Origin of the sequence: Enterococcus saigonensis (assembly GCF_011397115.1) — a bacterium.
Classification (GTDB): Bacteria; Bacillota; Bacilli; order Lactobacillales; family Enterococcaceae; genus Enterococcus_C; species Enterococcus_C saigonensis.
Window position 1 is genome coordinate 2,546,632 of sequence record NZ_AP022822.1, and the last position, 12,341, is coordinate 2,558,972.

Below are 12,341 nucleotides of genomic sequence, written 5' to 3' on the forward strand. Positions count from 1 at the left end.
AGCGAGAGAATCGAATTTGATTCTCTCGCTTATTTATTTTGTAAAATGATTTTTAGAAGGAATATTATGTTTAGCATGTCGATTACGTTTGGTCATCATTTCATCGACTTCTTCATAATTTCTTTCGTACTCTTCTTTTCCACTCATTAAAATTGTTGTAATAATATCTAATAAATAGATAATCGCAAACTGAGTATTGACAAACTTCTTTTCATCAGCAAAATTACTGCTAAAAACAACTAATGAAATATCGCTAATTTCAGAAATATAGCTGTCTGCAAAGGAGGTAATCGAAATAATTCCTGCTCCCTGCTCTTTGCATATATCTAATGTCTCCACAATTTCATCTGTAGCGCCAGATGACGAAATGGCAATTACCAAATCATCTGCTGTTAAAGAACGACTTCCAATTAACATTAAATGGGTATTGGTTAGACACCGAGCTGTCATACCCATCTTTAAAAAACGTAAATTCAACTCTTCTGCCGTAAAGCCAGAACTGCCTAACCCATATATATAAATTCGCTTTGCTGTCTTAATTTTTTGAATAGCTTCATAAATTAATTCTTTATCCAGACTTTTATTGGTTCGATCAATGATTTTATTATAGTAATAATAAATCTGATCAAAATAGTTATCTTGTTTTACTTCAAATTGATTGGAAATGGAGTTAATTTTCATTTTCATATCGACATAAGAGGCCGCACCCATTTTACGACAAAACCGCGTAATGGTTGACGTGGAGGCACCCGTTACTTGAGAAAGACTCGTAATATTCATATTTTGCAAGCTGCTATCATTTTGTAAAACATAGTTGGCAATAGCCTTTTCTTTATCGGATAATTCATTATATTTTTGTTGGATAGTTTGTAGGATATCCATGCTATTGGCCCCTTTTCTCGTTGTCAACGCAATGTTTAATTTTTTTGTCGTGTTAAAAAGTGATACAACGCCCCCACCATTCCAGCTTTATTGCCTAGTTTTGCGAAATAAAGCTGGCTTTGACCAAAAATTGGTGAGATGAGCTGTTCTGTAATTTTTTCTTCTAAGCGTGGTTTCAAAAACGCAACTTGCTCCATAATTCCCCCGCCTAAAATAATCTGTTGCGGATTTAGTAAATACATAATTGTACTGATTCCTTTGGCTAAATCTATTAACCAATGATCTAAGACTTGCAGTATTTGCGGATTTCCAGCTTTAGCTAATGCCATGATTTCATGTCCGTTTAACTCTTTTTGCAGCACTTCTTGTGCCCGTTTTGTTAAGGCGTTTGTCGAAGCAAGGTCTTGAAATTTGTGACCGTCGACATTCAAATAACCAATTTCTCCTGCACAAAAGCTGATTCCACGTACAAGCTTTCCATTTTGATAAATTGCGCCACCCACGCCCGTTCCAACCGCTAAACAAACAATATTTTTTTGTTCCAATAGTTTTCCTTGCCACGCTTCAGCTAACAAAACACAGTTGACATCATTTTCAACTTCGCAAGGTAAATCAAAATGCGCTCGGATAGCATCTTTAAAATTTGTTCCTTGAAAATTTGGGATGGTATACCCCGCATACGCCACCTCTCCTTTTTCCGGATCAATTACACCAGAACTAGAGATTGCTACGCCGGCTATGCTATATTCTACTGATATACGAGCTGTTAAGTCAAGGACGGTGTCCAAAATCATATTTTGTGTTTTAGTATTTTGACAAGGCGTTGTTTTACTAGGTGAAATTGCTTCTCCTTTTTCATTATAAACACCACTTTTAATTGAAGTGCCGCCAATATCAATACAAAAATAATTTGTCATCTCAAAAATTCCTTTCCTAAAAGAGTAGTATAAGCCGGCAAGTCACCAGACTCCCGGCTTATTTACTATTACTTTTCCAACGCTTTAGAACGACGTAAGCCACGATCAATAACTTTATTTCCTGTTTTGACAAAATTATCTAAAGCAGCTTGCGGTGTTTTATCACCAGTCATTACTGCCTGTAATTCTGGGTATAAAGCATTGCGTATTTCTGCATAACCAGGGCTATTATTGGAGAAATTCACGACGTATTTATCATTGGTTAAATACGCATCCAAATAAGGCAAATCTTTCTTATGTGCATCCGCTACGCTATTGCGGACCGGCAAGAAATTGGTACTTGCTTCCACCAACTCTTTATTTTCAGAATAAAACTTAACGAAATCTTGAGCAAGCGCTTTACGCTTCTCCCCATTTGTATTAAACACCCCTGAACCTAGTACATAAGTAAAAGAAACCGGTGATTTATCTCCAGGTACATTTGCAAGTCTGGCATCGAAGTTCTCCACTGTACCGTCTTTCATCGCCCCTAACATTCCGTTAAAAAGCATGGCATTGGTAAAACTTACAGCTACTTGCTGATTTTGAAACATCGCATTCACATCGTTGCTTACCAAAGATTCAGGACCAGCCGCCATCAACTTTTCTTCCTTTAGTTTTTCCAAAAAGCTCAATGCTTTTACACCGGATGGCTCATTTGTAATCAATTCACCTTTTTCATCAAAGAATTGATTGCCAAACATTCGCAAATACATCATGTTCCACGTATCCCCTTGATTGTTTTTACAAAAGAATCCCAAAGGGGCAACTTTGCTATTGGTTGCTTTTAATTTTGTCAGAATTTGATAGAATTCATCCGTTGTCCATGTGGCAATTTCATGTTGACCACCAATATATTTCTCTAAGCCGGCAGCTTTAAACATATCTGCATTGTAAGCTAATGTGCCCGGATTTTGTGCGAAAGGATAAAAATACGTCTTCCCCTCAATTTGAACATTCTTCCAAATTGCTTCTGAAATATCCGCTTCATTATTTGAATCAATGACGTCGTTAAAAGGTTCCAATAAACCTTGATGTGCAAACGTAGATAACACAAAGGTAGAGTCAAAAAAGACATCTGGTAACGTATTTGTTTGCGTAGCTACACTCATTTTACTATCGCGTTCGTCGCCAGGGATTACCTGAACGTTGATTTTGACATTAGGATGTTGTTTTTCATACATGCTAGCCGCTGTTTTTAAGAAACTATCATAATCTGCACCTTCTTCATCTGCACGATAAGTCCCTTTCCATTGTGGTGTCAGCCAGACATCAATTTCATTTTGAGCCTTCGCATTAGCAGAGCCACAACCAGTTAGGGCGAAAAGTGCTACACTTGCTAATAAACCTAAGAATATTTTTTTCATAAATATAGTCCTCTCTTCTACAGATACTGTCACTCTTTGACTGCGCCTGCAGTGGCTCCTTTTGTAAAGTATCGCTGGAATAAAATGAAAATAATGAGCATTGGTAAAGCCGCTACCGCAGCACCAGCGACCCGCAAACCAATATTAGGGTTAATATCTTGTTGCAAGCTAGCTACACCTATCGTTAGCGTTTTCATTTCTTTGCTGCGCGCCATTAACAATTGCCATAAATAATCATTCCATGCGGTAACAAAGTTTAAAATAAACAAGGCTCCAATCCCGGGTTTTACAATAGGGAGCATTAATTTACTAAAAATCGTCCATTCATTGGCCCCATCTAATTTTGCAGATTCTCGCAGTGATTCCGGAATATCTTTAAAAAATGAATACAACATAAAAGTACCAAAACCCGTTGCCAAATTGGGAACGATCATTGCTTGATACGTATCAATCCAATTTAAGCCGATAATCACGTCAAATAATGGTACAATAAACGTTTCTTTTGGGACCATAATCGATGCAATTACTAAAACAAATAAAACAGTCCGGCCTCTAAAATGCAATTTGGCAAAACCATAAGCTGCTAATGCAGAAATCAATACACTAAATAAACTCGTCAAAAATGAGACGACAAAGCTATTCCAAATCCATTGAAAAGCGGGTTGTCCTTGAAATAATTCTGTTAAGTTCCCCGTAAACCATTTTTTAGGTAGAATATCTGGCGGCATTTTATAAATTTCCGGTGAAGTTTTAAACGTATTGGTTAACAACCAAAAAAGGGGTAGTAAGAAGCACAGCGCTAGGAAAAAAACGATAATATTTGTCACTAAATCAAATTTTTCCATTCGTTTTAATTTGGCGAACACGAGATGACCTCCTTATTTATCTGATTTTAGAAATGTCTTTAATTGTGGCAAACTAAACAGCATTGCAATGACAAACATCAAGACACCAATTGCCGAAGCAGCACCGGTATTGTTGTAAATAAAAGCATTTTGATACAAGTAATACATCATTGTCACAGAAGCGTTATTCGGTCCGCCACCTGTTAATAATTGGATGACAACGAAGATTTTCAATACGGCAATAATATTGATAATTGTTAAATAAATTGTAGTGGGACGCATTAAAGGCACTAAAATATGGCGAATTCTTTGCCATCTTGTGGCACCATCCAACTGTGCAGCTTCAAATAAGTCTGCTGGCAAACCAATCATAGCTGCAATATATAAAATAATAGCTTGACCTACATTCCCTACGAACGTAACAAAAATAATGACCGGCATTACGGTTCTTGTATCCCCAAGTAAGTTAACATTTTCAATGCCTAGCGTATTTAAAACATAGCTAATCAGTCCGTTAGATGGATTAAGTAAAAAATTCCAAATAATACTCATAACCACCATTGACACAATTACAGGTAAATAATAACTACCTCGAATAAAGGAAACATACTTCGGATTCTTATCGTAAACCGTCGTTGCAACAAACAGTGCAAAAACAATTGTAGCTACAACAATCGCAACAACAAAGAAAATCGTATTAAAAATCGACTTTACAAAAATTGGATCTTGAAACAGATCAATGAAATTTTGCAACCCAACAAAATATTTATCCATTCCATAAACTTCATAAAGACTCATTTTAAAACCTTTTAAAACTGGATAAACAATAAAAATCAACAGCAACAAAACTTGCGGTGCGATAAAGGCATAGCCGGAATAGGGATTATCAATCCCACGAAACTTTTTCTTTGTCTTCGTATTTTTTTCGACATCTAAGCGCTGTGCTTTCTCCAATTTCTTATCCCCTTTCAGTTGAAATTCGGCGAAAAAACGCCGAATTTTAGACTTAACTTTCAAGTGCAGCAACAAATTTTTTCGTAATTACCTGTGGCCGAGTAATCGCACTACCCACCACTACTGAGAAAACTCCTTTTTTCATAACTGTCGCCAATTTTTCTGGTGTATCAATATTTCCTTCGACAATAATCGGTTTATGGATTGTACGTAATAATTCATTTACTAAGACAAAATCGTCATCTGCAATATCTTGTCCTTTTGTTTCTTCTGTATAGCCATGAAGCGTAGTCGCAATAATATCAAAATCCAACTCCTGACAGTATTTCGCATCTTCTAACGTTGAACAGTCTGCCATCAACAAAACTTCTGGGTATTCTTTTTTTACTGTCGCTACGATATCTGCTAGTTTTTCACCATTTGGTCGTACTCGCAAAGTACCATCCATCGCGACTACTTCACAGCCAATACTACAAAGTGCACGAACTTCTTTTAAAGTTGGTGTGATAAAAACTGGATTATTCCCATACTCTTTTTTTATGATACCAATTACAGGTGTATCATTTGCATCTTTGATACATTGAATGTCTGCAATTGTATTCGCTCGAATCGCTTTTGCTCCTGACTCTAAGGCCGCTTTTGCCATTCGACTCATAATAAACGGACTATGAAGCGGTTCATCTGCAAGTGCTTGACAAGAGACTATTAAATTTCCTTTTACAACAGACAAAAAATCATTTTTCATTCCCTATTCCCCCAAAACTGTTTACATATATTCCTTTACAAGTTCTTGCGCTACTTCAACTTGCTCGTTTGTATAATGTTTCATTGGCAAGTGGCAATATCCCATATCAATGCCTTTTTCAGTTAACATCAATTTCAACGTATTGTATAACCCGTTAGCCAATATTTTTTGAATGAGATCATTGGTTTCTGCTTGAACTTTACGTGCTGTCGCCAGATCATTTCCTTCTACAGCTGTTAATATTTGACGCGCGCGTTTTGCATTTACGTTAAACGTTGAGCCAATCGCGCCGTCAATTCCTACTGCAGCAGCAGGTAAAAGCATTTCATCAAAACCAGAATACATTAATTTATCGGGAAAACGGCTACGCAAACGTTCCATCAAGTAAAAATCACCAGCTGTATATTTCACTCCTGTGATCTTAGGATTTTCAAATAGCTCACCGAACTGATCTTCACTAAAATTCACACCCGTTAAAGCTGGAATGGAGTAAACAATCAGCTCTGCTTCAACATCTTTTACAATTTCAAAGTAATAATTTTTAATCTCTTCGAAATCAAATTTGTAATAAAATGGCGTTACAGAAGAAATTTTTTGATAGCCTAGTTCGTTCACAACGTACGCAGCCAATTCTTTTGCTTCATAAATATTTAAAGAACCCACTTGTGCAATCAATTCAATTCTATCTTCAGCAACTTCCTTTACAATTTTAAAGATGTTTTTTTTAGTGGTTGTATCCAGCATAAAATTTTCTCCCGTACTCCCACCAACATACAATCCATCTACTTTGTTTTCAGTGATGTTATACTCTACTACTTGTCTTAAACTTTCTTCCATTAATTTACCTTGTTCATCAAAAGGTACCAATAATGCTGTTATTAATTGTGCCATGGTAGCGCCTCCATTTATTTGATGAATTTACTATATCACGATAATTATTTTCTTGTATTATTTTTTGGTGAAAATATTTTTCTAACATAGTCATTATTTTGCTTTTTTCTATTCATTTTTAACGCATTATTTTCTATGAAAATAATTTTACATATTAAAAACATTGCTAAAATCATTTTCTTGCGCTATATTGTAAACGATTTCTATTTTGTAGCAACATTAAAATATTTTAATTTTTAGGAGGAATTTTTTTGTTAGCAACTACTCGTAATACACTCATCCAACTGGCTGAAATCCAACATCAACTTCAGACAATCCATGAATTTTTTAACAAATGGCAAACCAATCCATGGGGATTTAAAGAAGAATACTTAAGCGAAAAAGTATTGGTTCGCTTCTTAAAATATGAGACCGAAAGTTTTGCCAACAGAGAGTGGGAAGCCCATCGTAAAGAAATTGATCTTCATATAATTTTGCAAGGAAGTGAACGAATATACTTAGAAGATGCAACAAAATTAACTGAAGGTATCTATCACGAAAAAGAAGATTACTACTTGTTAGAGGGGCCAAGTAACCATTTCATTACCTTGAGTAGTGCAATAGACCAAGAAAACAGCTTATTTCTTTGGCCAACTGAAGCCCACAAAACAGGAGTAAACGTCACGGATGAAGCTGTAATGGTAAAAAAAATGGTTTTCAAAATTAAATACTAAGCAACAAACAGCAGCTGTTTTCTTGCTGATGATTTTCTTCATCACATTTTTCGCGTTTTTTCTCTTTCCAAATTCTTCGTTATTTATAATTTTTGGATTCCATGTTAGAATAAAGTTTATGTTCATTTGATATGTGAAAGTAAATTATTTATTTTTTCTATTACAAAGGAGTCTAATAATACATGAATTATAATTTAAAAATTTTAACAGAAAAGGATCTGCCGGCAATTACCACACTTTGTCAAGAAGCCAGTGATTATATGATTTTAGCTACTGGAACATCTAATCCAACCAAAGAAGCACTAGATCTCCTTACGGCTTTGCCTCCGCAAAAAAAATCAGAAGATAAATTGCTTTATGGTATTTTTGATCACCACAATCACTTAATCGGTGTGCTGGACTTGATTCGTGATTATCCTACAGCAAAATCTTGGATGATTGGATTATTGTTGCTGACACCAAAAATGCGGGCACAAAAAATCGGCGAACACATCCACAATCAAATTATGGCCCAAATTAAAGCTGAAAATGGTACAGAAATTCGTTTAGGGATTTTGAAAAACAACCCGCGCGCACAGGAATTTTGGGAACGCCAAGGCTATACTTTTCAAGAAGAAAAAATTGGTACCGTTGCTGGTGTTTTAATGCCTGTCTATGCTTTTAAACGAAAATTGTAATTCGTAATATTTTTCACTAACTACTAGTTTAGATTATGCAAAAACCGCTATTTTTCTTTTGAAATCTGGCGGTTTTTTTACTAGTTAAAACCGCGCTACATTGGCATTTTCAAGCTTATTTTTGGTAAGTGTTTTTCTTTGCTACTCTTTTCAAAAACGGTTACTATACAAGTAAGTTAGAAAAAAGGAGCTGTTTTTTTGTGAAAATTATCGTTGTCGGCGGCGTAGCTGGCGGTCCTTCTTTTGCTACACGGTTACGTCGTTTAAATGAAACACATGAAATCGTTTTATACGAGCGTGGCGAAAATATTTCGTTTGCAAGTTGTGCACTACCTTACTACTTAGGTGGTGTTATTAAAGATCGTGATAGCTTGATTGAACGGACACCTGCGCAATTAAAAGAAAAGAACAATATTGATGTTTTCGTTCAACATGAAGTAACAAGTATCGATCCAATTAACAAAACAGTTGTTGTAAAGAATTTAGTAGACAATACGGAAAAAATTGACAATTATGATCGTTTGATTTTAGCATCTGGTGCCCGTCCTACGTTACCGCCGATTAAAGGTGCCCAAGAAGCCAAAAATGGTTTTATTTTACGAAATGTGACGCATGCAGATAAAATCATGGAATTTTTAAATCAAGAAGATCCCCAATCCGTTACAGTTTTAGGGGCTGGCGTAATGGGCTTAGAATTAGCTGAAAATTTCAAAGAGCGCGGTTTAGATGTGACATTAATTGATCAATTACCACAAGTTGCTTTCCCTTATGATACAGAGATTGCAGATTTAGTTTATGATCATCTAGTTGAGCATGGTTTACATGTCATTTTAAATACGACAGTAACAGAAATTAGTAATCATGGTCACACGGTTCATTTATCAAATGGTGATGTTTTACAAACAGACATGATTATTTTTGCAACAGGTGTAGCTCCTAACAATGAATTGGCGGCTTCAGCAGGTATTGCTTTATCTAAAACTGGCCAAGTTCAAGTCGATAATCGTTTACAAACAAATGTTGAAGATATTTATGCTATTGGCGATATTATTGAAACTACTAGCATCGTAACTGGTTTACCAACACCAAGTATGCTTTCTAGTGCCGCAAATCGCCAAGGTCATTTATTAGCTGATATTATCAATGGCGCCGATCTTCATTATCGTGGTTATCTTGGTAGTGGTGTAGCGAAAATTTTTGATTACACAACAAGTTATACCGGTTTAACTGAACACATGTTAAAAGCAGCCGGTATTACTAATTATAAAACGATTTTTATCACGCCTTTTGACCACGCTTACTTCTATCCTGGGGCAGAACGCTTAAACTTAAAATTAATTTTTGATGATCAAACAGGTAAAATTTTAGGAGCTCAAGCTGTTGGCAAACAAGGGGTGGACAAGCGAATTGGGCAATTGGCAGTAGCCATTACTGGAAACTTGTCTGTCTTTGATTTGCCAGACCTTGAAATTCCTTATTCACCACCATACTCTTCTTCTCGTGACGTAGTGAATATTGCAGGTTACGTTGGGATTAATCAGGTAACAAAAGTGGCCGAAACTATTTCAGTAGAAGCTATTTCTAAGGAAGATTTAGCAAATGCTTATTTCTTAGATGTTCGAGAAGCGGGCAAAGCCAAAAGTGGTAGTATTGAAGCCACTGCAACTATTCCATTAAGCCAATTGCGGGAACGTATTAATGAGATTCCTCGCGATAAAAAAGTTTACTTAACTTTCCGTAAAGGTTTAAATACGTATACTGCTGCCCGGATTTTAGCTGGTTTTGGTATCAAAGCGACCATGATTGAAGAAAATTAATTTATCTAACAAAACCATTTTCTTACCTGCTATTTTTACTCTTCAAACGAAATAAAAAAAGCACGAAAACTGTTTGTCAGCAGTTTTCGTGCTTTTTTATTTTAGTGTATCAATTCTTTAGCATGACTCTTTTTAGTAGAGCGGTTTTAAATGGGTTGCAGTAAAAATTGCTTTGACTAAAATGGGCGTTAAAATAATTGCACCAATCACTTCGCTAATACCATTTGTCGCTACAATCGTCGCTAAAACTTTTAACAACCCAGAAGGATCAACACCATATGCAGATGCTACCGGACCTGTGTAAAGAGTTCCCATGAAAGTTAAAACCAAGATAGTATTGGTCAATGTGCCACCGATTGCTGCTAAAATAGAGGCTACATACAAATTACCTTTTTTCTTATACCACCAATGGAATAACATTCCAGCTACTAGCCCAACAAGAATACGGGGTAATACTGAAACAATAGGGTTAGTAAACACCAAAGTATCAATTGGTGTTGTCGGTGAAGTAAAAGCACGAATAATTGTGCAAATTCCCCAAACCAATCCAATAAACATCCCGTCTTTTGTTCCTAAAACAATTGCCGCAACAATGACTGTAATATGAATAATTGTTAAACTGGTAATCCCTAATGGAATGAAACCTAAAAAGGGTACCATTGCTTGTAAAATAATAATAGCAGTCAAAATGGCACGAATGGCGATGCGATAACTTTTACTTTTCGTATTCATTTGAGTTCTCCTTTTAATTCACTTATAATGACACTAGTGTCATTGAAATGATTATACAAGAAAATGACACGAGTGTCACTAATTTTGAGGTGAGCAAATGAAAAATTTATCTAACGCTGAACGTAAACGGCAAAAGCGAGAAGCCATTTTAACTAGTGCCCGTGAAGTTTTTCGCCAAAAAGGGCTAATTGATGTAACAATGAAAGATATTATTGAAGCAACCGGTATTAGCCGGGGTGGCATTTATTTGTATTTTGATTCAGTCGATCAAATTTTTATGGAAGTTATTAAACAACGTTCTAATCGCAAATTTGATGCTATTCGTCACGCAATTACCAAAAATCCACCTTTTGAAGAGTTACTAAACGACTATTTTGAAAGCCACGAAGATCGCCTTTTAAATCAAATGGAAAATAGTTTGTTGCGCTCGATGTACGAGTATTATTTCACTCACAAAACTAGCGCTGACCATAAATTTCAGCAAGAACAACTTGCAGCAACTAAAAATACTATTTTGGCAATTTTAGAATTGGGCGTTGCACAAGGTGTTTTAAAAGACGAACAAATTCCAGCGATTGCCGAAAATTTTATGTTCGTCATTGAAGGAATGAGTGTTATGGCTCTGACTGGGGGTATTACTGCCCCACAATTAACGGCTCAATTTGATTTAATGAGAAAAATGCTACCAAAAAAAGCGGAACAAAAGCGTCGTACCTGAAAACTTATAGTCGCTATCAAATATTATTTACTCCCTATCGTTTCTAAAACGCTATTTTTAGTAATTAAAAAACTCGTCTTGCCTTCTTTTAGTGGCAAGTTACCTTTAAAATCACAAAAAAATGCGGCAAGGTAACAGAAAATTTTCGTTACCTTAACGCATTTTTTAATCTCTCGCAAAAAATTCACCCATTTCATCGACATATTGCAAAGATTCCTTCAAAGGATAGACGACAAAATCATGCATCATATCTGGCACAATCACTAAATTTAGCATCGTACCCGAAACAGCAGCAACTTTTTCTTTCAAGCGTAAAACATCCGGATACAAAATTTCATCCGTCCCACTAATAACCAAAAGCTCGCCCAAGTCTTCAAATGTACCATAAATGGGTGAGACCAAAGGATCATTCACTGCTAAATCTCCCGCATACACCACACCAGCTTTAGTTAACAATTCCTTTTCCAATAAAACATCTTTTGCTTCTAAGACAACAGATCGCGGATCACTCACTGAAACATCCAACCAAGGAGAAGCTAGGGCTAATTTTTGCGGTCGTTGTCTTGCATTTTCATCTCTTAAATGCTGCGCTAAACTCATAGATAACCCTCCCCCAGCGGAATCACCAAAAATATAAAATGTGTCATCCGGGTAGAGATAACGCAAATGATAAAAGGCGGCTTTAGTTGCTGCCAAAGTTTGAACAGCTGTCGCTTCAGGTGCCAGTGGATAGTCAAAATAACTAACTTTTAAATTAAAACGCGTAACAAAACGTTCTTGAATTTGTTTATGAAAAGGTGATGCTTCCAATGTATAACCACCGCCATGTAGATAAAGGACGTGCTTATTTGTAACGTGCGGGGGAAATAATGTAATCAGCTCTCTCCCACTGACTTCACTCCGTTTTTGCGGTAAATCACTGTTTTCCAATTGACGGATGTTGATGTTACGACGTTTTGGTGGAGCCACCATGGACATTCCCACTAATTTTTTCATTTGAATAACTTTAAAAACTTGTTTAACAAATTTTGCAGAATAACGCAT

The 12,341-nt window shown here is 36.0% G+C and carries 13 protein-coding genes; 4 read left to right on the forward strand and 9 right to left on the reverse strand.

What is annotated here, in order from left to right; genetic code table 11:
- Positions 1-33 precede the first annotated feature (33 nt).
- The 7 genes from EsVE80_RS12275 to EsVE80_RS12305 all read right to left on the reverse strand — a co-directional run bounded on the left by EsVE80_RS12275 (position 34) and on the right by EsVE80_RS12305 (position 6,640).
- On the reverse strand, positions 34-882 hold the full coding sequence (locus EsVE80_RS12275) for a MurR/RpiR family transcriptional regulator (protein WP_173103946.1): 849 nt from the start codon (positions 880-882) through the stop codon (positions 34-36).
- 35 nt (positions 883-917) lie between these two features.
- Entirely contained in the window at positions 918-1,799 is an 882-nt protein-coding gene (locus tag EsVE80_RS12280) for an ROK family protein (RefSeq protein WP_173103947.1), read from the reverse strand.
- A gap of 68 nt (positions 1,800-1,867) precedes the next feature.
- On the reverse strand, positions 1,868-3,205 hold the full coding sequence (locus EsVE80_RS12285) for an ABC transporter substrate-binding protein (protein ID WP_173103948.1): 1,338 nt from the start codon (positions 3,203-3,205) through the stop codon (positions 1,868-1,870).
- A gap of 29 nt (positions 3,206-3,234) precedes the next feature.
- Entirely contained in the window at positions 3,235-4,050 is an 816-nt protein-coding gene (locus EsVE80_RS12290) for a carbohydrate ABC transporter permease (RefSeq protein WP_408639881.1), read from the reverse strand.
- Between the two features lie 33 nt (positions 4,051-4,083).
- The gene (locus tag EsVE80_RS12295) at positions 4,084-4,941 is read right to left on the reverse strand and encodes a carbohydrate ABC transporter permease (RefSeq protein ID WP_173104210.1); all 858 of its coding nucleotides are present in this window, start codon (positions 4,939-4,941) and stop codon (positions 4,084-4,086) included.
- Positions 4,942-5,056: 115 nt separating this feature from the next.
- On the reverse strand, positions 5,057-5,749 hold the full coding sequence (locus tag EsVE80_RS12300; protein ID WP_173103950.1) for an N-acetylmannosamine-6-phosphate 2-epimerase: 693 nt from the start codon (positions 5,747-5,749) through the stop codon (positions 5,057-5,059).
- Positions 5,750-5,770: 21 nt separating this feature from the next.
- Complete coding sequence (locus EsVE80_RS12305) at positions 5,771-6,640, reverse strand: N-acetylneuraminate lyase (protein ID WP_173103951.1); 870 nt, start codon at positions 6,638-6,640, stop codon at positions 5,771-5,773.
- A gap of 251 nt (positions 6,641-6,891) precedes the next feature.
- Here EsVE80_RS12305 and EsVE80_RS12310 point away from each other — a divergent pair, with 251 nt between their 5' ends.
- The 3 genes from EsVE80_RS12310 (at position 6,892) to EsVE80_RS12320 (ending at position 9,847) form a co-directional block, all read left to right on the forward strand.
- Positions 6,892-7,353 (forward strand): YhcH/YjgK/YiaL family protein, encoded by a 462-nt coding sequence (locus tag EsVE80_RS12310; protein WP_173103952.1) that lies wholly within the window; start codon positions 6,892-6,894, stop codon positions 7,351-7,353.
- Between the two features lie 182 nt (positions 7,354-7,535).
- The gene (locus EsVE80_RS12315) at positions 7,536-8,030 is read left to right on the forward strand and encodes a GNAT family N-acetyltransferase (protein WP_173103953.1); all 495 of its coding nucleotides are present in this window, start codon (positions 7,536-7,538) and stop codon (positions 8,028-8,030) included.
- A 200-nt stretch (positions 8,031-8,230) separates the two neighbouring features.
- Positions 8,231-9,847, forward strand: coding sequence for an FAD-dependent oxidoreductase (locus tag EsVE80_RS12320; protein WP_173103954.1), 1,617 nt, complete (start codon positions 8,231-8,233; stop codon positions 9,845-9,847).
- A gap of 132 nt (positions 9,848-9,979) precedes the next feature.
- Here the strand turns inward: EsVE80_RS12320 and EsVE80_RS12325 are convergent, their stop codons facing one another.
- On the reverse strand, positions 9,980-10,579 hold the full coding sequence (locus tag EsVE80_RS12325) for an ECF transporter S component (RefSeq protein ID WP_173103955.1): 600 nt from the start codon (positions 10,577-10,579) through the stop codon (positions 9,980-9,982).
- 97 nt (positions 10,580-10,676) lie between these two features.
- On the opposite strand from EsVE80_RS12325, the gene EsVE80_RS12330 reads away from it, so the two are divergent.
- Entirely contained in the window at positions 10,677-11,297 is a 621-nt protein-coding gene (locus tag EsVE80_RS12330; protein WP_173103956.1) for a TetR/AcrR family transcriptional regulator, read from the forward strand.
- Positions 11,298-11,462: 165 nt separating this feature from the next.
- Here the strand turns inward: EsVE80_RS12330 and EsVE80_RS12335 are convergent, their stop codons facing one another.
- Positions 11,463-12,341: an alpha/beta hydrolase fold domain-containing protein gene (locus tag EsVE80_RS12335; RefSeq protein ID WP_173103957.1), complete on the reverse strand. Its 879-nt coding sequence runs from the start codon at positions 12,339-12,341 to the stop codon at positions 11,463-11,465.